This window comes from Thalassotalea montiporae (assembly GCF_053485855.1).
Window position 1 is genome coordinate 101,322 of sequence record NZ_JBQRUO010000007.1, and the last position, 24,391, is coordinate 125,712.

General features: G+C 40.1%; 18 protein-coding genes. 12 read left to right on the forward strand and 6 right to left on the reverse strand.

What is annotated here, in order from left to right; genetic code table 11:
• The first annotated feature begins 1 nt into the window (after position 1).
• From ACSLUR_RS16810 to ACSLUR_RS16825, 4 genes are read left to right on the forward strand one after another with little or no spacing between them, the layout of a single operon-like run.
• Positions 2-1,177, forward strand: a complete 1,176-nt coding sequence (locus tag ACSLUR_RS16810) for a TIGR03088 family PEP-CTERM/XrtA system glycosyltransferase (protein ID WP_448556457.1) — start codon at positions 2-4, stop codon at positions 1,175-1,177.
• Entirely contained in the window at positions 1,165-3,063 is a 1,899-nt protein-coding gene (locus tag ACSLUR_RS16815; protein ID WP_448556459.1) for an XrtA/PEP-CTERM system amidotransferase, read from the forward strand. Before ACSLUR_RS16810 ends, ACSLUR_RS16815 begins: the two co-directional genes overlap by 13 nt.
• 2 nt (positions 3,064-3,065) lie before the next feature.
• Positions 3,066-4,286, forward strand: coding sequence for a TIGR04063 family PEP-CTERM/XrtA system glycosyltransferase (locus ACSLUR_RS16820; protein ID WP_448556541.1), 1,221 nt, complete (start codon positions 3,066-3,068; stop codon positions 4,284-4,286).
• 46 nt (positions 4,287-4,332) lie between these two features.
• Entirely contained in the window at positions 4,333-5,349 is a 1,017-nt protein-coding gene (locus tag ACSLUR_RS16825) for a glycosyltransferase family 4 protein (protein ID WP_448556461.1), read from the forward strand.
• Positions 5,350-5,389: 40 nt separating this feature from the next.
• On the opposite strand, the gene ACSLUR_RS16830 is transcribed toward ACSLUR_RS16825, so the two are convergent.
• From ACSLUR_RS16830 to ACSLUR_RS16850, 5 genes are all read right to left on the reverse strand, one after another.
• Positions 5,390-6,343 (reverse strand): polysaccharide deacetylase family protein, encoded by a 954-nt coding sequence (locus ACSLUR_RS16830; protein ID WP_448556463.1) that lies wholly within the window; start codon positions 6,341-6,343, stop codon positions 5,390-5,392.
• Positions 6,333-8,096 (reverse strand): asparagine synthetase B family protein, encoded by a 1,764-nt coding sequence (locus ACSLUR_RS16835; RefSeq protein WP_448556465.1) that lies wholly within the window; start codon positions 8,094-8,096, stop codon positions 6,333-6,335. The genes ACSLUR_RS16830 and ACSLUR_RS16835 overlap by 11 nt, the downstream gene beginning before the upstream one ends.
• 66 nt (positions 8,097-8,162) lie before the next feature.
• Positions 8,163-9,602, reverse strand: coding sequence for a DUF2264 domain-containing protein (locus ACSLUR_RS16840; RefSeq protein WP_448556467.1), 1,440 nt, complete (start codon positions 9,600-9,602; stop codon positions 8,163-8,165).
• The gene (locus ACSLUR_RS16845) at positions 9,599-10,537 is read right to left on the reverse strand and encodes a glycosyltransferase family 2 protein (protein WP_448556469.1); all 939 of its coding nucleotides are present in this window, start codon (positions 10,535-10,537) and stop codon (positions 9,599-9,601) included. The genes ACSLUR_RS16840 and ACSLUR_RS16845 overlap by 4 nt, the downstream gene beginning before the upstream one ends.
• A gap of 99 nt (positions 10,538-10,636) precedes the next feature.
• On the reverse strand, positions 10,637-12,670 hold the full coding sequence (locus ACSLUR_RS16850; RefSeq protein WP_448556471.1) for an acyltransferase family protein: 2,034 nt from the start codon (positions 12,668-12,670) through the stop codon (positions 10,637-10,639).
• A 412-nt stretch (positions 12,671-13,082) separates the two neighbouring features.
• Here ACSLUR_RS16850 and ACSLUR_RS16855 point away from each other — a divergent pair, with 412 nt between their 5' ends.
• From ACSLUR_RS16855 to ACSLUR_RS16890, 8 genes are all read left to right on the forward strand, one after another.
• Positions 13,083-14,393, forward strand: coding sequence for a putative O-glycosylation ligase, exosortase A system-associated (locus ACSLUR_RS16855; protein WP_448556473.1), 1,311 nt, complete (start codon positions 13,083-13,085; stop codon positions 14,391-14,393).
• A gap of 5 nt (positions 14,394-14,398) precedes the next feature.
• Positions 14,399-15,781, forward strand: coding sequence for a phenylacetate--CoA ligase family protein (locus tag ACSLUR_RS16860; protein ID WP_448556475.1), 1,383 nt, complete (start codon positions 14,399-14,401; stop codon positions 15,779-15,781).
• A 5-nt stretch (positions 15,782-15,786) separates the two neighbouring features.
• A complete protein-coding gene (locus tag ACSLUR_RS16865; RefSeq protein WP_448556477.1) occupies positions 15,787-16,791 on the forward strand; it encodes a polysaccharide deacetylase family protein in 1,005 nt (334 codons plus the stop codon).
• Between the two features lie 17 nt (positions 16,792-16,808).
• Positions 16,809-18,038, forward strand: a complete 1,230-nt coding sequence (locus ACSLUR_RS16870) for a carboxylate--amine ligase (protein ID WP_448556479.1) — start codon at positions 16,809-16,811, stop codon at positions 18,036-18,038.
• Positions 18,038-19,048: a glycosyltransferase family 2 protein gene (locus tag ACSLUR_RS16875; RefSeq protein WP_448556481.1), complete on the forward strand. Its 1,011-nt coding sequence runs from the start codon at positions 18,038-18,040 to the stop codon at positions 19,046-19,048. The genes ACSLUR_RS16870 and ACSLUR_RS16875 overlap by 1 nt, the downstream gene beginning before the upstream one ends.
• A 190-nt stretch (positions 19,049-19,238) precedes the next feature.
• Complete coding sequence (locus tag ACSLUR_RS16880) at positions 19,239-20,684, forward strand: oligosaccharide flippase family protein (protein ID WP_448556542.1); 1,446 nt, start codon at positions 19,239-19,241, stop codon at positions 20,682-20,684.
• An 8-nt stretch (positions 20,685-20,692) separates the two neighbouring features.
• Positions 20,693-21,973 (forward strand): glycosyltransferase, encoded by a 1,281-nt coding sequence (locus ACSLUR_RS16885; protein WP_448556483.1) that lies wholly within the window; start codon positions 20,693-20,695, stop codon positions 21,971-21,973.
• A gap of 3 nt (positions 21,974-21,976) precedes the next feature.
• Positions 21,977-22,600, forward strand: a complete 624-nt coding sequence (locus tag ACSLUR_RS16890; RefSeq protein ID WP_448556485.1) for a tetratricopeptide repeat protein — start codon at positions 21,977-21,979, stop codon at positions 22,598-22,600.
• Between the two features lie 101 nt (positions 22,601-22,701).
• Here ACSLUR_RS16890 and ACSLUR_RS16895 read toward each other — a convergent pair whose 3' ends face one another.
• On the reverse strand, positions 22,702-23,895 hold the full coding sequence (locus ACSLUR_RS16895; protein WP_448556487.1) for a glycosyltransferase family 4 protein: 1,194 nt from the start codon (positions 23,893-23,895) through the stop codon (positions 22,702-22,704).
• Positions 23,896-24,391: the final 496 nt, after the last annotated feature.

A 24,391-nucleotide genomic window follows, 5' to 3' on the forward strand; every position in this document is an offset into this window, starting at 1 on the left:
GATGAGCCAGCCTCAAATTCATATCGCACATATTGTCTATTCTTTTGCTACGGGCGGCTTAGAGAATGGTGTCGTAAATCTAATCAATCATTTGCCTGAACAAGATTATCGTCACTCGATTATTTGTATTTCAAAGCACGACCCTAAATTTTTTAGTCGTATAAAAACGAGTAATGTTAGGGTCTATGACCTACATAAAAGGCCTGGTAAGGGCATCGCATGGCTGATCGCGTGTTGGCGATTATTAAAAAAGATAAAACCTGATATTTGCCACTCAAGAAATCTAAACCCTTTGGAAGCGCAGGTAGCAGCTTGGCTTGCCGGTGTCAGTGTTCGTATCCATGGTGAGCATGGCTGGGATGTTAACGACCTAAATGGGGGCAATAAGAAGAATCAGCTTATCAAGAAACTTTTTAAGCCATTCGTACACCGTTATGTCGCTTTGTCAAAAGAAAGCCTAGCGTATTTAGCGCATCAGATAGATGTTCCGGTAAATAAGCTTACGCATATTTGCAATGGAGTTGATGTTGAGAAGTTTTCTCAAGATACGAAAGGGGGTGACTTTGGTTTTTCCACTCCCCCAACTCGTAACTTTGTGTTTGGAACAGTTGGTAGGCAAGTAAGAGTTAAAAATCATCAACAACTGTTAGATGCGTTTATAAAACTTAAGCAAAGTGGTATTCCAAATGCTCAACTAGCAAAGCTATTGATTGTAGGTGATGGAGTGTTGAAAGATTCCTTAATAGCAGCGGCTCAACAGTCAGAATATTATGAGGATATTTGCTTTGCTGGCCACCGTGACGATATTCCTCAAACAATGGCCGCAATGGATGTATTTGTGCTGCCGTCACTCGCTGAAGGAATCTCTAATACGATATTAGAGGCGATGGCATCAGGTCTACCGGTGATTGCCACCAATGTTGGCGGCAACCCAGATTTAATCATGGCAGAACATCACAGTTCTCATCTTGTTGAAGTCAACGATGTAACCGCATTATCCAATTCAATGGCTCAATATCTGATAAATCAAGAACGCTTGGAAAAAGATGGCATCAAGGTCAGAGAGCATTGCGTTAAACACTTTAGTATTGAGTCTATGGTCGCTAAATATCATGACCTTTACACTTCGTTATACCAACAAAAAGTCTCAGGAAGGGGTAAGACATGTGCGGCATAGCTGGAATTTTTCATGTAACCGAGCAACAAGCAATAGATGCAGATCTTATCTCCTCGATGAATGATAAACAGATCCACCGTGGTCCAGATGCTGGCGATTATTATTTTGAACCAGGGCTAGCATTAGCCCACCGTCGCTTATCGATTATCGACTTGGAAGGCAGTCCACAACCAATGACAAGTGCGTGTGGGCAGGCTGTGATTGTGTTTAATGGTGAAATTTATAACTTCAAAGCCCTGCACACTGAACTCAAGGCGAAAGGCTACCAATTTAATACTGATGGTGATACCGAGACCATTCTAAATGCTTATTTGGAGTGGGGCGAAGATTGTGTTCATCATCTACGCGGTATGTTCGCATTTGCAGTGTGGGACAGGCAAAAGCAATCTTTATTTATTGCTCGCGACAGATTAGGTATTAAGCCGTTATATTTTTCGCTGTTAGATAATGGCCACTTTGTTTTTGGTTCTGAGCTTAAAGTCCTCACTCATCACCCGCGTTTTGATCGCACTTTGCGTGATACTACAGTCGAAGATTACTTTACCTTTGGTTACGTGCCAGAGCCGCATACCATCTATCAAAACGCCTATAAACTTAGGCCAGGTCATTGTTTTACCATTGTTCGCGGTCAAACCCAATTGCCCGAACAACAAGAATACTGGGATATTCCGGTTAACCCCAATGCTGAGCTCTCAGAGCAAGAAATTAGCGAGCAGTTAGTTGAGCGATTGAAAGAAGCTGTCGACATTCGGATGGTTGCCGATGTGCCTTTAGGGTCATTTTTATCTGGTGGTGTTGACTCGAGTGCTGTTGTGGCGCTGATGTCTCAACTACAAGAAGACCCCGTTAATGCTTGCTCTATTGGTTTTGATATCGCGGAATTTAATGAAACTGACTTTGCAAAGCAGGTCGCTCAGCGCTATAACGCGAAACATCATATCGAGATGGTTGATCAAAATGATTTTGATTTGATTGATAAATTGGCGTTTTTATACGACGAACCTTATGCCGACAGTTCAGCAATGCCAACTTATCGGGTCTGTGAATTAGCACGCAAGCATGTCACCGTAGCCCTTTCGGGTGATGGCGCAGATGAGTTATTTGCCGGTTACGGACGTTATCGACTTCATGGGCATGAAGAAAAAGTGCGGGCGATGTTACCGCTATCGATGCGCAAGCCGATTTTTGGCCCGTTAGGGGCTTTATATCCGAAAATGGATTGGGCGCCACGTGTATTAAGGGGGAAAACGACGTTTCAATCTATGGCACTTGATACGGTGCAGGGCTATCACAACTCAATGTCAATTCTTCGCCAAGATGAGCGCATGAAGCTGTTTTCACAAGAATATAAACACAGGTTAGGCAGCTATTCTTCTGTGGCTGTTTTTGATCAGTACCGCGACAAAATCACTGGCTTAGATCCCATTAAACAAGCGCAATATCTGGATATGAAAACTTACCTTGTTGGCGATATTCTCACCAAGGTAGACCGTGCCAGCATGGCGCACTCATTGGAAGTTCGCGTGCCATTTCTCGATCACAAATTTGTTGAATGGGGTTTTAACGCGCCAACGCATTTAAACTTGGTAGCAGGGGTTGGTAAACATACGCTGAAAAAGCAGATGGAACCACATTTGCCTCATGATGTACTGTATCGCAAGAAAATGGGATTTTCTGTGCCACTTGCCAATTGGTTCCGCGGGCCACTCAAAGATCGCCTCTATGATAATTTGTTAAGTGAAGCGATGGGGCAGTCGGGTTATTTTTCTTCAACACAGCTTAAAACATTAATTGATCAGCATGTTAAAGGTGTTCGTGACAATAGTGCTTCGCTGTGGACGCTCATGATGTTTGAGTCGTTTTTACGTCAAAGCAAGGCAGCCTAGTGATGAAAGTGTTACATGTGCTCGACCATTCAATACCACTGCATAGTGGCTATACTTTTAGAACTCGTGCGATATTGAAAATGCAGCATCAACTGGGCATAGAAACCTGTCATGTAACTAGCCCGAAACACGGCAATACAGAGGCTTTGGTTGAGCAAATCGATGATTTATTGTTTTATCGAAGTGGATCTGCCAACGGTATATTGAGCAAGTTACCAGTGTTGAATCAATGGTCAATTATTGCGCCCTTGGAAAAGCGCATTCTCGAGGTTATTGAGCGCGAACAGCCCGATATTATTCACGCTCATTCACCCGCACTTAATGGCATGGCAGCTTTAAGAGCAGGTAAAAAAGCAGAGTTACCTGTAGTTTATGAAATTCGCGCTTTTTGGGAAGATGCCGCAGTTGATCACGGTACCTGTAAAGAAGGTGATTTGCGTTATCAAATGACGCGTTCGTTAGAGTCTCACGTTGTTAAGCAAGCCGATGCAGTGACCACGATTTGTCAGGGCCTTAAAAACGACTTGATAGCCAGAGGCGTTGCTGAAAACAAACTGACGGTTATCCCTAATGCGGTTAACGTTGAGCAGTTTGAGTGCATCACAGAAAAAGATAATGAGTTAGTTGAGCAATTGCAGCTGAGCAATAAAAAAGTGCTTGGTTTTATTGGCTCGTTTTACGCTTATGAAGGCTTGGACTTGTTAGTCTCTTCACTGCCAGCGATTCTTGAGAAAATGCCAGATGTTTGTTTATTACTCGTTGGCGGAGGCCCGCAAGAGCAAAATCTTAAATCACAGGTAGCAGCGCTTGGCCTTTCTGAACACGTTATGTTTACAGGCCGAATACCGCACGACCAAGTGAATCAGTATTACTCGCTTATTGATTTACTGGTTTATCCGCGTAAGTCGATGCGATTAACGGATCTTGTCACCCCGTTAAAGCCACTTGAAGCGATGGCGCAAGGACGTTTGTTTTTGGCGTCAGATGTTGGTGGTCATCATGAGCTGATTGTTGATAAGCAAACCGGCTATTTATTTTCCGCTGATAATAGCTCGGCGTTAGTCACCAAAGTGGTTGATATTTTTCAACAGCCCCAAGCATGGTCAGAAATATTGGCTAATGGCAGAGCGTATGTTGAGCATGACCGAAACTGGAAAAACAGTGTAAGTAATTACATGCCCGTTTATAAAAAATTACTAAAATCTTATGCGAAGACCTCCTAGAGTCGCTATTGTTGGTCCAATACCTCCTCCTAATGGTGGTATGGCAATGCAAACAGCGCAGTTACTAAAACTATTAAAACTGAGCAATGTTGAGGCTTCACTAATTGCTGTCAACGCGCCTTATAAGCCCAGCTTTGTAAGAAAGATACCAATTATTAGAGCCTTATTTAGGTTAATTCCCTATCTTTTTAAACTCTGGCGAAGCTTTAAGCACTATGATGTGGTGCATGTTATGGCTAACTCTGGCTGGTCATTTTTTTTGTTTGTTGTACCAGCTATTTATATCGCTTCTCTTCGCCAACTTCCCGTTATTGTTAATTATCGAGGAGGTAAGGCTGAACAGTTTTTTGCTAAGAATAAACGCCTTATACAACACGTATTTGCTAAAGTAGATAGAATAATTGTACCTAGTAAATTTTTATTAGAAGTATTTGAAAAGCATGATCTTGAGGCTCAAGTAGTCCCTAACATCATAGATCTATCAATATTCAGCTTTCAGGATAAAACGCCAGATATTGAAAAATTACACTTTATTGTTACGCGCAATCTAGAACAAATTTATGATATTGCATCAGCAATTAAAGCGCTGTCAATTTTGGTCACGCATTACCCTAAAAGCAAGCTCACAGTTGCAGGAACAGGCCCAGAAGAATCTAATTTAAAGCAGTTAGTGCATGATTTAAAACTTTCTAACAACGTAACTTTTGTTGGCCGACTATCTAAGAATCAAATCGCCGATTTGTATTTTGAAGCCGACATCATGATTAATCCGAGTACCATAGATAACATGCCTAACTCGCTCTTAGAGGCGCTAGCTAGTGGTGTCGCAGTTGTCAGCAGTAATGTGGGAGGGATTCCGTTTATGGTTGACAACGAAAAAGAGGCTTTGCTTGTGGAGCCGGGAGATCCGCAGGCAATAGCAGATAGCGTTATTCGACTGATTGATAGTCCTGCACTATTAAAATCGCTCAGGAATAATGGCGTGAACCGTATTAAGTCTTTTTCTCCAGACCGTGTCTTGCCTATGCTTATAGAGCACTATGATGAAGTCACTGAAATTTGAAACCCAATGAAAGTGTAGCTCATAAACTTTACGACGTTGCTTAGTGCTTTGATTTTAAAATTGTATTTAGAAACATACGTGCGTGAAATTTCCATGGTTGCTCGTCCCAAGGAGTGAAACGCTTCAACTGCCATAAGTCTGCACTTGGGGTAGCTATACCCCACTGTGTAGACACAGCACATCGAAATCCTTGTTTTTTAATGACGCTTATCGTTGCTTCGTCATAATCTTGATTAGGGCGGCCATTGGGGTATGCAAACAAGTCGATAGTTTTCCCTGTCCATTGTTCTAACAGCGATTTATTTAATGCCACTTCTTTCAGACAGTCTTCCTCGTTCATACCTTTTAGTATGGGGTGATTATGTGTATGGCTTCCTATTGTAATGCCTGCGTCAGACAACTCTTTGACTTGCTGTGGTGTCATCATTAAAGCTTTTTCGTTTGCAGTTGGGTTGTTTTTATAAAGCTGAGACACCTTGTTTAAGCGCTCTTCGATAGGCAAGTATTTAAGCGCTTTTAACGTTTTACCAATCCATTGCTTTTTCTGCTGTATTGTCTTGATTTCAGCTAATCCTAAATCAATAGAGGATAGGTTTAACTCACCATGTTCATGTTGTGCAAAAATTTCTATTACCCTGTCATTCCACATATTTTCGCCATCACTAAACGCCGTCGCTACATACACTGTCGCTGGAATATTAAACTTTTTTAGAATGGGCAACGCCTTAGTTAAATTGTTCAGGTAACCATCATCAAAAGTGACACAGACGCTATTGGCGGGTAGTGTTTTATTTTCAAGTTGGGTTATCGCGTCATTAAGTGATATCGGATTAAAGTAACGTTCCAGAAGTGCCATCTGCCAGCTAAATTTCTTTTCATCTGGCTCTGTGGGGCGCAATGGGTCTCGTTCTGGTAATACTTGGTGATAAATTAAAATGGTAAGCTTATTTCGTGTAAAGACCTTACCTAGCAGTTGTAAAAGGCTATGAATCACATTCGATTCCTCGACTTTGTAGCCAAAGTTCCAGCACAGTTAAAATCCATATTAGCTCACCATAGTAGGCAGAGTGCTGCTCTTGTTGCATTTGGAGGGCCGTATCTATGAACTCACTTTTGACGATGTTTCTGTTACGTAAACTCTCTAAAGCATTTTGAGTTACCTGAATTAAGCTCGGGTTTGAGCGCATCCAGCGCCCAAAAGGCAAACCAAAGCCATGTTTTGATTTATTTAAAGTTTCTTCTGCTAAAAAGCCTTTGACTGTATTTTTAAAAAACTGACGTAATTTCTGCCCCGGTAATTTAGTACTAGCGGGTAAGGTGCAGCTAAAATCGGCTAGCTCTTTTTCAATCAAGGGAAATTTCACATCTACGCCAGCTAGCTCACACATTTTGGAAACTTTAATTAAATCATTGTCAGCCAACGTAAATTTCCAATCTAGATATAACATCTTATCGATAGGAGAATTGGCGTTTGTGTCTTGATAACGCGCCCTTAATTCATCAATTGGTTGACTAGTATCAACATTTGCTAAAAATTCAGGTGTGAAGATATCGCTAGGTGAGAAGCGATGAAGGAAGTTATATGCTTGTAGCCTATCAGGGAGCGGATTTTCAGCTTGCTGAATATAGCTGCTTGCTTTGCTAAAGCCAGGCAGTTTTGACAGTGGTGATTTTACGAATAGCAGCTTTAACAGTTTTTTGAACGCATTTGGAGCATTCTCGTAAGGGAAAAAGAGCTTTTGCTTTGCGTATCGGCTATTACCCGCAAAAAGTTCGTCACCTCCATCGCCAGCTAGCAAAGTATCTATACCTTGCTCTTTAGCGTAACTTGCACAGAAATAAGCTGCTAGTGCCGAAGAGTTACCAAAAGGTTCATCGAAGGAAGTTGCAACCTTGTTAAAATTGTCTGCTATGTATTGAGGCTCTAAATAAGCAGCGTGATGCTGAGTACCAAACTTGTTTGCAGTTATTTCTGCATAGTGAGTCTCATCGTATCCAGGCTCATTGAAGCCAACAGAAAAAGTTTTTGCTGGGTGATGAAATTTCGCCAACATGCCAGAAACAGTTGAACTATCTAACCCTCCGCTTAAAAACGCGCCGCACTGCTCAGTTAAGTTGAGTTCGACAGCCTGTTCTATCGATTCTATACACTTGGATTGGGCGTGCTGTTCGTCAATTGCTTCATCACTAAAATGAGGTCGATATATATCTCCTTTCGATGTGATGCCGTTTGCATCTATTTCGAGCCACTCAGCCGGTTTCATTTTGCAAACCCCTTGATAAATAGTCATCGGGGCAGGAATGCAGTGGAAATAGCAATAATGGTAAAGGGCCTGTGGCGATATTTTTGTGGTACCTTTGTTGTCCTGGCAAATGTTAGATAGTCGGTCAGTTAGCCGGAGTTGCTTGCCTTTCATTGAATAATAAAAAGGTATGCTAGCTAGATGATCATTAATGACGTGCGTTTTTTGATTTTTTAACTCAGAGATAATTACCACGAAACGGCCAGCTAACTGGGCATAAAGTGCGTTGATATCTTCCTTAAATAACATCGCAATATGCTGTGCAGATAGTCGCGCTTTCTTTCCATACGCTCTTGGTTCTCCAAGCACAACAACGTTGATACTATCAGTTTGGGCTTGGTCAACGCTATCTGTTGCTGGGTAAATCTGAGTCATAATCTGGTCGAGATTTAACTCAATTACTTGTCCTTTTGGTTTCACTGTTCTTTGCTGGCTATCAAGCATTTATTCTTATCTTCCATTGAGTGAGCTAGACTACTAAGCCTATACTGCATACTTGTTCTGCGTTATTCAATTGTTCGAGTTTTTAAACCTTGGATGATAGTAAGCTAAATCTGAAGAAAACTCCCCTATACCTAGCTTTTGTAAATTATTGGCTGGCCGTTGTGCAATTCCATAAATTAATTGCCTCAATCTATCTTTTGATGAAGGAGCTAATAACATCTCTAGCTTAAATTTTTGGTTTTTCTCCAAAAACTTTACCTTTACTGTATTTTGATTTGGGTTAGCTAATATTTTTAGTTGGGCAGGCGCGATAGTTAAGATTTGATTAAGTTTTCGGTAAGGTAACTCTACAGTTGACGCTTGTCGCCAGTTATTTTTTTGGCTGACAAAATAATACATAACTAATGACCTTGTTCCCCAAAAGGCGCTTGCAGGGCCACTGTAAGGATCAAGCCAACGAATATCATCGCCAAACACACCTTGGGACATTCGACCTTTTACCACGCCGCCGTTGCTGATAAAAAAGCGCAGCGTTGCATCTAAAATGCTGGCAACAATGTCTGGTGAAAATCGTTCGGCATTGTAATCATTGGCAGCAATGAGCGGGACAGGTAATGCCATTTTGTAACACAAACTACGCCCAAATAAAGGAAACCCATGCTCTGTAAATAAATATTGAAACCATTCGCTATACTCACTGATAGCGCGGTGAATAAAATCACTGTCGAAATCAGGGTCTATCTGATCTATCCAATATAGTGCGTAATGAAATCCCCAAGCATTATATAAGTCTACTGCACCGCCAGAGCCGTCTTTAAAACACCCTTCGCCCTGATAAAAGCACTTAACCCGATTAAACCTGCTTTTAGCATCAAAATTAACCGCTGGTTCAAAAGATGCGATAACCTTTGCTACGAGTACAACAAATAAATGCCAGTTATTATCAGCGGTTTGTTTATATGGAACTTGTTTAAGCCAAGATAAGATTTGCGTTTGCTGTTGTTTAGAAAACTTGTGCCAAAGGGTGTCTCTAACTAGCCATAAAGCTAGTGCGACATCAGCAGCTTCACAAATCAGTGTGCTTTTATCCGTTATTTCTCCCCAAAAGCTTGTGTGTTCTGGGTTAGTTCCATTAAGTAAACTGTTAAATAAGTGAGATTGCAGCGATGCCTGTTCAGATTGCGAGAAATTTTGGTTTAGGGTCATGACCGCCCATAGCGGCATCAATCGAGTAACGCCCTCAATACCATCATTGTTAGCACCATAAATGCTGGCAGCACCGGGGTAATAGGCACGTGTTCGGCTATGGTTCGCATAGTAACTTTGCCCTTGCCAGAAGTATCGAGCTAAAAGGTTGCACCTATCTTCGACCGTTAACTTGGCATTCGAAAATTCTTGGATTAACTTGTCAGTACCGAGAGTCTTGGCTCTTTTTGAGCTCCACTGCCTTTTTAAGTTCTGTGATTGATTTAAAAATATAAATTTTAGATCAGGTAAGCTTATCATCGCGGGCTTTTATCCCACGGCATTTTAAGTAAGCAGCGAAAAATTTGTTTATATGGATCAAATCGAGTGGGGTATATTGCACATGTCTTGAAAAAAGCTTTTATTGCTAGTCGATACCAGCCTGCTAGTAGCAGTTCATATCCATATTCGAACCATACTTTATAAAACACTTTATCTAATTCTTTCTTTGATGCTCTTTGCCCAGATTGGCTCGCATCACCCATTGTATTGAGAGCGTTGGTGATGATCTCGGCTCTGTAATTACGCAGGTGAGGTTTGTGAGAAATACTTTCTTGATTTTTTCGATAGTAAGCGTAATTAGCGCTCAACTGAGCGATCTGGGTATGATGAGCTAGTTGCAGCCAAAAATCATAGTCCTGTCCTCGTCGATAAGAGGGATTAAAGCGAACTTTATTGAGCACCTCTCGACGGACTAGGGCTGCGATAATGTGATACCAAGAAGTTTCAAATAAGGTATGGTAAACCCAGCCAGAACGTTCAGAAATTATACTGACAGGCTTGCCGTCATCTACCGCTGCTGCATTTGATAATTCAAATTTGTCGTCAACATGAGTAAATTTACCTGTAGCAACACCATATTCTGGGTGCTCTTGCAGAAACCTAACTTGCTGGTGTAACCGGTTAGGCGCCCATAAATCATCACCATCATTAAAGGCGATAAAGTCCCCTAGTGCGTTATCAATGCCTGTATTTCTTGCCACAGCAGAACCAGCGTTCTCTTGGTATATATACTTGATATCTCCATCAATACTCTTGATAACTTCAGCTGAGTTATCGGTGCTGCCATCGTTAACAATTATAATCTCTTTATTTGGGTAGCATTGTCCCAGGACACTCTCTACGCAGGGCTTTATGTACTTTGCGCCGTTATAAACTGGGATGATAATAGAGACGAGGGGGTGTATAGCAGCCAAGATAGTTCCTTAATGATAAAGCCCAGTTATTATGAAATAAAAGGTGAATATATGTATATGTTACGCTGAATATGCGATTAATTATTGTATTTCAATTCGCTAATTGTCTTCTGCAAAGTATGCTTTTAATCCCATTTTCTTTATCAGCTCTAAGTTAGTCTCAGAAGATAAGTTTCTTCGCAAATGGTTAGTATCTTTGTAGATAAGTTCATTATTAAATACTGTCGGGCATTCATTGTCATTGCATAATTGTTGTACAGAGCTAATAAAAGTTACCATTGGAAGCTGTTCGGCAACTTCGGCTAAAGCTTCCTCAGTTGGCTGGTGCCAATGATTTATCTTTTCCCTATCTAAATGGGTATAAGGCTCGGCGCAATTTGAACGTATCAACAGATCTCTGGCATTAAACGCACATTCGTTTAAGTTGCGATTTGGCCGAGCAACATCGCCGAGTAAGAGGATTCGTTTATTTGCAGTATCAAGTGACTCTATAGTGTTTATTAGCGCCATCTTGCTTAAGTCAGAACCAGGTTGCCCATTTCTTGAAATCACGGGTACATGGCTGTGTAAATTCTCCGGTATTTCGTCTGTATATAACATTCTGGCATGGCCAGTCCATGCTGCGGCCATTACGATTTCTGTAACTTGAGCGTTTGCATTTAGCCAATTCACTATACTTTTATGCTTTTCGCTGCATTTTTCAGTAAATTGCGGGAAGGTAGGGTAATGCTCTTTAACGTAGTCACTATTTAAATAAGCGGGACATTCCAGAGGGGCAACAATAAAAGCAATGCCTAACTCTCGTCCTAATAAATCAAAAGAAGGTGCCCAGTGTAAAGAGTGACTGTCGCCCCAAATAACACCATAAGTGTTTGCATCTTGCCACGTTTCACCAATAACGCAGTACGACTCATGATCTGATGTTTTTAACTTTTTTTGCTGCTTGCATTGCCAGTACCACATTGCATTTCTGTCTGTGAACTCAACGACTTCCTGCGGAATCCTGTTGGTTAGTCCTGCCTGAACATAGATTATTAGTGCGCACGCCACTGTGACGGCACTAGCACCTGCAGTAGCTGCTAGAGTTTTGAAAAAGCTTAGCTGACTATACCGAAATTTTTCCTCAATGAATCGCCATGATAGGAATCCAGCAACAATGCTGGCTGAGATCAGTAGGAAAGACTCGAAAGGAGTGAATGGCTGTTCAAGTCGGTAAATACGATAGAAGACTATTACTGGCCAATGCCACAAATATGCTGAGAAAGATATTGTACCTATGAATTGAAATGGCTTACTGGCCAATATGTTGAAGCCAATAACGTTTTTCTGATTCATAGATAAGATAATCAGCGCAGTTCCCAATGTTGGAATAAGTGCGTGGTATCCAGGATATGGGGAGAGCTCTGTAATTAAAAGTAACCCCAGCGCTATTAATGAAAAACCTGTGAGCGCTAATGTATTAGCAATGATTGGTAATAGCGCTCTGCGCATAGGATAAAGCGCAAGTATTGCGCCAATCGCCAGTTCCCACATGCGAGTATGTAGCAAATAAAAACTATAGTTAGCATATAACGCTGTGAAATAAATGCTAATTGAAAGTGAGCATATGAAAATAGCTAACGTTAGGCGGCGTATGGCGCTTATTCCACCAAATTTAAAACTTAAAGCGTATACGACGGGAATAACTAAATAGTACTGCTCTTCAACAGCGAGTGACCATAAATGAACCAGGGGAGATATATCGGCTGCTTGGTCAAAATAACCGCTGTTGTTGGCAAACCATAAGTTTGCTAAAAAAGCGCTAGCATAAATTGCGCTTTTGGCTAACTCGACAAACTGATCCGGCGTAAGAATAAATGTAGCAAAAGCCAGCGTGGCCAAAATGGTGAAAAAGGTCGCAGGGAAAAGTCGCTTAATACGACGACTATAAAAATTAGAGAACGAAAAAGACCGATCTTCTAGAGATTTAACTATATTTGTTGTTATTAGGAAGCCCGAGATGACGAAAAATATATCGACCCCGATAAAGCCACCAGAAAGCCAATGAACTTCGGCGTGAAACAAAATAACGACTATAACAGCTATAGCTCTTAAGCCGTTAATATCCCTTCTAAACTTTGATTTAGCTTCCATTGAATTTATCTTTATATGCTAATTGCCAATTAATGACAGACTAGGCGATTAATTGTCCAGTTCACTATATAGTTGGCAAAATGCTTCGGTCAACAGCAGCTTACATTTTTATTTCTTTGCCTTACGGTTGTTTTGAAATGACAAGTAGCGTTTTATTCGTTAATTTATGAGTTTAAAAATACTAGTGGCTTGAAAGTATTTATTAATTAAAAAATAGCTTGAATCTCTGCTTACCAGCTAGTGCGTTAATCTATGGCAAGCTGTAATTGAGATGTCATTGATTAGCGACATGAAACCTGATAAAAATTCGGGGTTAAAAATTGGCCAGCAACCATAAATTATTGATATTGAGCATCTGTTTTTTACTTAGTAGATTTTCTGTAACTGAGGCTCATTACTGAGAGATATTGCAATGAGGGATCTTGCGTTTTTTTTACTTCTGTTTGGCTCTATACCCTTTATTTTTCGTCGACCATTTATAGGGGTATTACTGTGGTGCTGGATTAGCTACATGCTACCGCATCGAATGATGTGGGGGTTTATGTACACGTTTCCTGTTGCACAGATGGTCGCAATTGTAACACTCGCCGCTTACGCGTTAAGCAAAGAACCTAAAACAATCGCTTTCGAAGGGCCTATTAAGTGGCTGATTGCCTTCTATTTCATGATGTTTCTATCGTGGCTTTTTCATGACAAAACACCATTTGTTAATATGCTGGCGATAAAAGTGATAAAAGTGCAGTTTTTTACATTAATTATTTTGGCGATGCTGACGACCCGAAAGCGAATAGAAGCCGCACTGTGGGTTATTGCATTGAGTATTGGGTATTACGGTGTCAAAGGCGGCTTTTTTACATTAGTTACGGCTGGAGAGTATAGAGTCTGGGGGCCACCCGATGGCTTTTTCGGAGAAAATAATGCGATGGCGGTGACTAACTTAATGATTGCACCTATTTTTCTTTACTTGAGCACGACGGTGAATAGCAAGTGGGCAAAGTGGGCATTAATTGGGTGTGCAGGCCTGACAACCATAGCGGTGTTTGGCTCCCATTCGCGAGGTGCCTTATTATCATTGCTCGCGGCAGCATTTTTCTTTTGGTTAAGATCAAAGCGTAAGTTGTTACCTGCAGTTGCCGTACTACTGGCATTTCCTGTTATGGTTTCTTTTATGCCTGAGCATTGGCATGACAGAATGGCGACAATATTTATTGATGAGGAAGCAGGTGAAGTCAGGGAATCATCATCAGCAAGTCGATTGAATGCTTGGCAGGCTGGATTCAACATGTCTATATCCCACCCGTTTGCAGGTGGCTTTAATGCCGAGAACCCAAGGAACTGGCTAATTTATGCTCCTAACCCCCATGACTTTGTTGCTTTTCATAGTAATTATTTCCAAGTGCTCGGTAAACATGGTTGGCTGGCGCTAATTTGCTTCCTTATGGTGTTTTATTCAAGTTGGAGATTAGCTAATCGAGTCATAAAATCGGTGCAAGATGAGCCTAGTTTGAAATGGGCTGAGCATATGTCTCGGATGCTTCAAGTATCTATCGTCGTCTATATGGTTGGTGGTGCTTTCTTGTCACTAGCATACTTCGATCTTCCTTATCATTTTGTTGTTAGTATCGTCGCCACAAAAATGATAGTCGATCGAGAACTAAAAAAACTGGCTGAAGAGCGCGGGCAAGTAGACGTTTTGCCAGCATGGCGGAAAAGGACTGTTTAAAGCATATGTTTACTTGGTTAATCAGTCGATTCTTATTCCCTTTGCACGAAAAATTAAAAGGTCACAGTTCACATAAACTAAAAAAGTCTTTAACGCTTACGCAGTTTAATTCTCCTGAGGATATCAAAGCGCAACAGGCTTATAGTCTTTATAAGTTTCTCAGAAAAATTACCAAGTCGACGCATTTTTATGGTTCCATCCGCAATGAACTTACATTATCTGACGAACAGCTTAAACATCTAGATATTCTCCAGCGATTTCCGATCGCGACTAAGTCGCTTATTCGTGACAACGAGGCGAGCTTTATTAGCAATAAAGCTAATGGCCTAAAATTTATGAAAACATCCGGTTCAAGCGGGCAACCTTTCAGGTTCGGATTGGGAATTGAACGCATCTCTCATGATATAGCAGCAAAATGGCGTTCAACGAACTGGTGGGGGGTCGATATCGGTGATAGAGAAGCTGTTATCTGGGGCTCTGATATTGAATTGGGTGGCCAGAGCCTTATTAAGCGATGTCGAGATGCCTTGTTTCGTTCAAAGTTATTTCCTGCTCAACATTTAGATGAAGCTGGTATCGAAAGACTCTTTGTTGACCTTCAAGATTTTAATCCCGTTATGATATATGCGTACCCATCAATCATGACATTGCTGGCAAATTATGCCAAAAAGCACGGTGTGTTATATCAAGGGCAAAGCCTCAAAGTCATCTTTTGTACGGCAGAGAAACTATATGAACATCAGCGGACTGTCATCCAAGAAGTTTTCGGTGTTCCGGTTGCTAATGGTTATGGCAGTAGAGATGCAGGTTTTATCGCACATGAGTGTCCTCAGGGTGGGATGCACATTAGTGCTGAAGATATTATTGTGGAAGTGGTAGATGAGGATGGCAAGCCTTGTCAGCCCGGAGAAATAGGTCGGTTGTTAGTAACACATACTCGAACGTCAGACTTTCCTATGGTGCGTTATGATACTGGTGATTTAGCTAAGCTAAGTACTACTCCCTGTGCTTGTGGACGAGGTTTGCCTTGTTTCGACGAAGTCGTGGGTCGATCAAATGATGTGCTGTATTCAGAGTTTGGTTCTGCTGTTCATGGCGCTTATATCGGAAATATTATCCGAGAAGATGATGCTATTTGCCAATTTCAGTTAATTCAAGAAAGTGCTATGCAATTTACTCTCTCTCTTGTTGCTTACCCTAACGCGTGCCCAGATATTGAAGAATTAATGAAAAAGCTGAAGACGATTTTAGGAGCTTCTGTCAATTTGGAGGTTAACTTACTGGCTAATATTGCAGCCGAACCTTCAGGTAAATACAAATATATTATCAATCGTGTTCAGAAGAATTCGGAGATTGAACAAAAGCAGCATTTGGAGATGGGCGAGTAAACTCTATGAGTAAAAAAAGGACTGAGGTTTGTATAACAATTGATACGGAGTTCAATATTGCTGGGCATTTCTCTGCACCACAAAAATACTTGCCAATATCTGATATTGCTGTGACTTGCCCTGTTGATGGAAAAGAGCAGGGCCTGGGTTTCTTGTTAGAGACTTTTGATCAGTTTGAGACAGATGCTACGTTTTTTTTAGAAACCGCTAATCATGCCTATTTTGGTGATGAACCTATGCAGAGCATAGCAAAGCGTATTCAGCAAGCTGATCATGATATTCAACTGCATGTTCATCCCGTTTGGTTGTCTTTTCTCAATCGAAATGACGAGGTATTGTTTCCTCGAAATGACAATTGCGCAGATAGATCATTTGACGATTTAAAGCGAGCATTTAGTTATTGTATCGAAATCTTTAAAAATTGGATTGGCTATAAGCCGCTGGCTTTGCGGACTGGCAGTCTTTGGGCAGACCTAAATGTCTATTCAGTTTTGGCTGAGCTTGAAATACCAATGGCGAGCAATTTAGGTTTGGGTATCTACACCCCCCCTGAACCAAGTCTTCAATTGATGGGTGGGCGGCATCGAATTAAAGGTGTAATGGAAATCCCGGTACTGACTTATCAAGATGCTAAGTTTGGTCGTAATCGACACCTTAAGTCTTTGCAAATAACGAGTTGTTCTTGGCCTGAAATGAAACGTATTCTATGGGCTGCACGCAAGCTTGGTGTGGAGCAAATTGTGGTGTTGACCCATCCTTTTGAATTTATCAAAAAAAGCGATTTTCGCTACACAAAAACAACAAATAACAAGTTGAATCAAAAGCGTTTGCAAAGGCTATGTGAGTTTATTCAAACCCATGATCAAGACTTTGTTTCGACCAACTTTAGTCAGTCAGCGAAAACTTGGACATCTACGGAAGTTGAGGATCCATTTGTTGCTATTCCTTCGATTTATAGTATTGGTCGTAAATTGGAAAATAAGCTTAATGACACCATTTGGTCGTATTAAGGTATAGGCCTGTGAGTATGAGTACGCAAGAAAGTAAGAATAAAATTATTGTCTACGGGGTTGATACTCAGATTGGCCTAGCTTTGATAAGAGAGTTGGGAGAACGCGGTTGCTGTGTTATTGCGATAGGAAAATCTGCCCATTCAATAGGATTAAAAAGCCGTTATGTTTCGGAAGGCTATGTACTAAAAGGTGATAATGACAAAGCTAAAGTTAACTTTTTAAATAGTGTGCATAACGACACGAAGGCAACTCATTTAATCTGCGTTTCTGAAGACGACATCTTATTCTTCAACCGTGTTAGGGCGGAAATCGCGCCAATCGTTCCCTTAGTCCCCGATTTACAATCAATAAACAAAGTGCTTTCCAAAGAATATACAGCTAATCAAGCTTTGCAGGTTGGTATTGATATTCCGAAAAGTTGGCAACTCAAGTCTGCGGCACAACTGAAAGATGTGCTACCTCAGTTACGTTTTCCTTTGATCCTTAAGTGGAGTAACCCCCACAGCGTTATGAGTGCTGCCAGAAAAGCAGGCTTAAAAATAGAAAAGCTTATATATTGTTATGATCAACAAGAGCTAGAAAAATGGGTGGTGTATTATGCCCCGCTTAACGATTGGCCGATGATTCAAGAGTATTGTAAGGGGCGAGGGTTAGGCCAGTTTTTCTATATGCACGAAGGAGAGGCACTTTTACGCTTTCAGCACATGAGAATCCATGAATGGCCTCCTGAAGGCGGCTATTCTACGCTATGCCAATCGATTTCCTTAGATAAGCATACTGAGCTTCAGAAAAAGTCTATTGAGCTTCTCAAGCGCATTAATTGGCGCGGTGTTGCTATGGTCGAGTACCGATTTGACCCTGATACGCAAAGAGCAGTTTTAATGGAAATTAATGGGCGATTTTGGGGCAGTTTTCCTTTGGCTTATCATTCTCGTATTCCTTTCGCTTGGTATACATATCAAATACAAGGGTTAAATAAGGTGCCAACGGCAGCGCATACCAACGAGGGGAACTTGCTCTGTCGGAATACGCTTGTAGATTTTAAACGTTTAAGCCGTATTATTTTTGCTCAAAATAAAATCAAAGATAAAAGCTTGCGATTTAATATATTTTCAGAACTAATGAGCTTTGTTTTTGGATTTTTTAACCCTTCGATGCGGTATTTTGTGTTCTCATTTAATGATCCTAAGCCTTTCGCTCAGGACATGAAAAATTTATTGTGCAAACTAGTTGGCCGCAGATAATGGAACAAGCAATGGTAGGTAAGACAGATAAACTAGCTCCCTTAGTTGGCGTGGTAATCCCTTTCTTTCAAAGGAAGGAAGGCCTCATCACTAAATGTGTGACCTCTATTTTACAACAGCGAGGATATGACAATTATCACGTTTTAGTTGTTGATGATGAATCGCCAATTTCCGCAGAGTCTGAGCTTAAAAGTCTACTGAATGAAACCAATAAAGTGACCATTCTTAAACAGCGTAACTCGGGACCTGGAGCTGCTCGAAATCGAGGCTTGGACAATTTACCTTCGGATACGAAATATGTCGCGTTTCTCGATTCTGACGATTGGTGGGAGCCTGACTTCTTAGTGCGAGCCGTTGAAGCTTTGGAAAAAGGTAATGATTTATTTTTTAGTGACAGCCAACGATATGGTTTTGATGAATCACGCTTTCAGTGGCAGGCGAGCAAAAACCTTAACTTAATCGCTAAGCAACACCAGTGCATAAACGAAGCGTCCAGCTTGTATAAGTTTAAAGGTGACTTTTTTAACTATGCACTCGTCAGAAGTAATATTATTAGCACTTCTGCGATGGTATATCGGCTGTCTTTAGCGCCTTCGCTGCGTTTTAACACTGAAATTTATAACGGACAAGATCGACTCTTTAAATTGTCTATCAGCCAGAGAACCAATGCTGTTGCATTCGCTTCCAAAGTTTTGGTTCAAGAGGGTGAAGGGATAAATATATTTGATAGTGCGAAATGGGGCACTCACAAATCGTTAGTATTAAATTCTAGTTATATAAAATTGTGTTGCACAATAATGGATAGCTTGAAACTAGAACCTGAGCACTTTGAGATTGTTAAGTCACAATTAGCAGAGTGTAGACAAGCAATGGTTTCTAGCACTTTACATCTATTGAAAACAAGACAGAAAGTTGATTGGGGATTGTATCGTAAAGCGTTTTCGAGCGATCCTAAGTTTGCATTGGCAATTATTCCAATAACATTGAAATTAGCATTTGGCCGTGTATAGCACTTGGCCGTGTATAGCACTTGGCCGTGTATAGTAAAGGTTGTCGTAACGACAGATGTATTTGATAGCAAAAGCCGGCAACCTAAAGTGTCACTATGGTATCGAGTATTGCACCGGTGAGCCTTAGTAGGCTCTTGAAAGTTCAAATTAAAGGGAGGTTTTTCGTATTTCTACTCGTAAACATATTGGCATAATGGGAATCGCAAACTTGCTGAATTTCGTATTGAATTTTGCGAGTGTCGTATTTGTTTCTCGTTTTCTGTCACCTGAAGAAATTGGTATATACTCAGTTTCCGTCGCTTTCGTTAGTTTCGCTTATGTTATTCGTGACTTTGGTGTTGATCAGTACTTAGTTCAGGTTAAGCAATTAGACGAGAGGGTAATTAGAGCGATATACGCGATATCAATATTGCTTTCGTGGTCGATAGGCATACTACTTATTTCTGCTAGCTATCCAATTTCGCGCTTTTATGAAAGTGAAGCGATGGCGACAGTTATTTTAATAGTATCTGTTAAGTTTTTTCTAATTCCTTTTTCTTCCCCTGTTATCTCAATGCTGCGCAGGGAATTAGAGTTTAAAAAAATCGCTATTATTAACGTGCTCACAACGTTAGTGCAAACGTTAAGTACTGTGTATTTTGCCTATAAAGGTGAAAGCTATTTAAGTATGGCTTGGGCTGCGGTGTTAGCGCAGGTATTCCAAATCGCCTTAGTAGCGTTTGTACATCAAGGTAAGAGTTTTTATTTCCCTAGCTTCAAAGGTTCAAAAGAAGTATTTAATTTTGGCTTTATAAGCATGCTGACCTCCTTTCTTGGCACCCTCTCTAACGCTGCGCCAGATATTATTTTAGGTAGAACTTTAGGATTTTCATCTGTCGCTATATTTAGTCGCTCGATTGGTTTGAAAAAGATGATTGTTGAACGGCTGCTTGGCTTGGTAAGGTCTGTGCACTTCCCAACGTTCGCGAAAGAAGTTAGAAATGGCAGAGATGGCGGCGAAATGTTATTACAAGCGACAGCTTATGTTTTATCGCTACTAGTGCCCGTTTTAATTGTGTTGTCCATCACATCAGAGCACCTGATATTATTTTTGTTCGGCGACCAATGGCAAGCTGCAACATATTTAGCGAGTTTAATTTGCCTTTTTAGTATTCTTGAAGCGCCGTATGCATTGCTAGGCTTTTCGCTAGTTGCCATTGGCCGAGTTAAAGAGCGCTTAAAAATGGTGAGCGTTGCTATTGTTCTTCGAATAGCAGTGTTGTCTACATCTTTTATTTATGGGCTTGAGCAAGTAGTAGAATTGTTGTTTTACTCTTATTTACTGACTTTCTTGTATTACCATTACATTGCATACAAAAACTTTGGTATTACGTTTAGAAAAGTGTTTCTTATAATTAGACCTGCGCTTCTTTTAATACCATTGAGTATTATTGGACCTATTTTCTTTAGCTTTTTTTGGGAAATTAAAGGTCCAATTGACTACCTTTTCTCACTTACCGGTTCGGGTGTGACTGCAATTACTGGTTGGTTACTTGGTGTGTATATAACAAACAATATCTATAAAAAAGAAGTAATTATTTTACTAGATGTAGCCAAGAATTTTTTCATGTCCACTAAAGCTCAGAGAAAAGCGTAAGTCTCTTTATGAAAACTTTACTTGTGATAGCGTATTACTACCCTCCACTAGGTGGAGCAGGCGTTCAAAGAACAACAAAGTTTATTAAATATATTCGTAAACTTGGTTGGCGGGTAATTGTATTGACGACTTCTGATCAATATTACCATGTAGTTGATAATTCTCTGGCAGAAGTAGAAAGCGAATCATTGCTGGTTTTCAGAACTCCGCCATTACGCAAATACAATGTTTTTCTTCGCTTACTTCGCAAAATACCGTTAGGTTGGCGACTAGCAGATTGGTTAAAGGGGCATATGGAGTTTCCCGATAACAGGGCACACTGGATTAAGCCTGCAGTATCGCTTGGCAAACAGCTAGTGAAGAACTATCAAGTTGATGCTGTTTACAGCACATCTTCGCCCTATAGCACTCATATGGTGGCGAAAGCACTAGCGGCCTGCTGCTCGACTCCTTGGGTAGCTGATTTTAGAGATCCCTGGATAGATATTCCAGAGTTGCAATATAAATATCAGTACTTGAACAAGAAAGCTGCTAAAGAGGAACACAAAGTAGCAAAGCTCGCAGATGCAGTTATCCTTAATACCGAAGAAACGCTGTCGTGTTTTATCGCCAAATACCCTGAGTTTAGTAACAAGTTTTGTTCTATTCCAAATGGCTATGATGAAAGTGATTTTGTAGGGCGTGAAGAGGTGTTGAATGAAAGGTATACGATAACGTATACAGGAAGCTTATACGGTAAAAGATCTGTAGGTAATTTGTTTAAAGCGATTAATATTATCGCCAATCGCCATCCTTCATTTATTGAAGATGCAAAGATATGTTTTTATGGTAATGTAAAAAACGCGTTAGCTGAAGCAGAGTTAAATGACGACTTAAAAAACATTATCTCGATAACACCGTATATTGAACATGAACATGTTATCGCTAAATTGCTTCAATCTCACTTACTATTGTTGTTTACGCACACAGATATTGTTGGTGAGTTGTGTATTCCAGGAAAGCTTTATGAATACGTAAGAGCTGCTCGGCCTGTTCTTGCATTCGGTGTTGGGAGTGGTATTAAAAGAGTGCTAGATGAGTCTAAATCAGGCCATATGGTTGCTCATGACGACATTGAACAAATTGTGAAAGAGATCGAGCAAAGTTACTTAGCATACAAAGCGAATAATCAATCTTATTTTTTGCTTAACAATCGTGCTCTCGTTCAAAAATATAGCCGCGAGAGTCTTGCTTCAGAGTTAGACGTTTTGTTAACTTCGAAAGTTCTAAAAGTGAAAGAAGGGATCTAAATTGTGGAGATATTCTCTAAAGTTGTCTTAAAGTTGAGCCTACTTTTTCTGAGCTTTTATACAGTGGCAGAAGAGTGTGGTGATGTTTTTGATCAGTATATACCCCCTAAAGATTATTCAACTGCGTCTAAAGCGGGTTTGGCTGTAGTAGAGCGTAGACACTTCACACGAAATGTTGAAATGCTTATCTCAGGCGAGAGCGGCACCATTATTGGCGACCTAAACTACACCCTTAACAAGTATCCTAATCATTATAGAGCTTTACTATCGCTCATTAATTACGATATTAAGACAGACGGGAAATTATCATCAAAGAATGGTTTTCCAGGAAGCGTTAGTTGTTATTTTGCCAGAGCTATCCAGTTTAGACCTCGAGATTCAAAAGTGAGGCAAATATATGGCATCTATATGTATAAAAATGGCAGATATAAAGAAGCGCTTAAAAAATTCCAAACAGCAGAGAAAATAGATAATAGTGCGGAAATTGAATATAACATTGCGCTAACATACATTGCTTTAAATGAACTGGATAATGCTAAAATTTATGCCAATCGGGCTTACAGCAATGGTTACCCTTTGCAAGGGCTAAGAACTAAACTTCTTCAACGTGGGATCGTTTTAGATTAATTGTCTATTAGGTTAGTTATCATAGATGTTCAGTAGGTCGCTTGTGATAGTTTCTCTGCTACTATCAATGATAGCTAACTCATTTTACAAACTGCCTTCAATTATTGATTGAATAGGCGAGAGTACTTCTTAACCGTATTGGCAGTTAGAAGGTGGTTTGACATTACCTTTTGATGCGCACACTTTGTAATGTTATCAAATTCACTTTTTCTCTCGATCATTTCTTTAATGGCTTCATATAAGCTATCTACGCTTCCTGGTGTGAACAGTATTCCTTCATTGTCATTAGAAACCAGCTCGCTAACTCCATTTACATCGGGACCAATAACAGGGGTCATACTTGCCATTGCTTCCATCATTGACAATGGAATACCTTCAGAGCGACTAGATAATACAAAAATATGAGAGGACTTTAAGTTTGATCTCGTTTCCTCTTGATTTAGAAAGCCCTTAAAGGTGACATGCTCTTCTATCTGTAGCTTGCGTGAAAGATGTTTTAGTTCGCTATGTAACTTACCGTCTCCAATTAATGAGAGCTTCAAATTCATGTTGTCATTGTGAATCAGTCTAGCGAGCGCTTCAAATAGTAAGTCATGTCCTTTAACAGGGTGAAGGCGAGCGACACAAACAATCTCAATAGCTTCTCCAGTCGATATAGGTTTGACCGTAAAATCTGAAAACAACGTTACATCGATGCCACAACGGCTTGTAACAACTTTATGTGAAGGCAAGCTATGTTTGTCTATGAGATATGCTCGATTAAAATCCGATACTGCAAAGACTGCTTTTGCATTCGTTGCCAAGTCCACATAGTTATCCGGAGGCCCAAAAAAAACATCGTAGCCATGAGTGGTTATAGAGTAATCAACTTTAGCAAAGGCGTTAATTGCATATGCAATTAGTGAAGAGTGCGCAGCATAGTGACAATGGATATGTGAAACAGAAGCCTTACTAATTTCATGCCAGTACACTAAAGCTTGCAGCTTATACCACCTTGGTAATCTCAACTTAATATAAGCTAACAACTTGAATGGATTTAAACAAAGCTTAGTTAACTCTATCAACTTGCGATATTTTTTAGGTGTATCAAGATAGGTAACAATCCCACTTTCAACTATCTGTTGCGCATTTTTGTGCAAAATACTATCTGGTTTTTCTAAGCTAAAAATTCTTACTTCACATCCTTGTTTTATGAGACACTCAATCTCGTCAGTAATAAAAGTTTCGCTAGAATTTGGAAACTTATTCAGAAGAAAAGTAATTCTTTCACCTTTAAACACAGCATTTGAGTACATATCTTAAAATCCCTTTGACGAAATTAACCTTCTTTTAGGAGGCGAAGCAGTCCCACTATGTATTAAGAAGTGGTTGATTATATTTTGCTTTTTGGGTGAAAATTAGTCGATTACATATTTGCTGTTTATAAAATATCTTATCCAAACAACAGATACAATAAAGTTAGCTGTACTTACATTTACCAGCTTTGTGGTATGTTGTTGAGCGCTACAGTATAAAAGTTAGGTATCTGGTGCTTTTAATTTATGTTTAATCTAGGAAATGCTTACGCCAAAGTTATATTGGCATTTTTTGTTGTTTAGTTTCTATAGAATTGATGTAAAGGGTACTGAAATAGAAAATAGATTGTGTTGCTGTAGCTGAAAAATTTGGCACATGTTTTCAAAACGCTATTTTCGTTTTTCATAGGTATGAATAATTTAGCGTTTATTTAAATAATCTGTTTCTATTTCGGCTAATAATGCCGGAAATATTAGTTGTTTGCTTTTTTGAGCA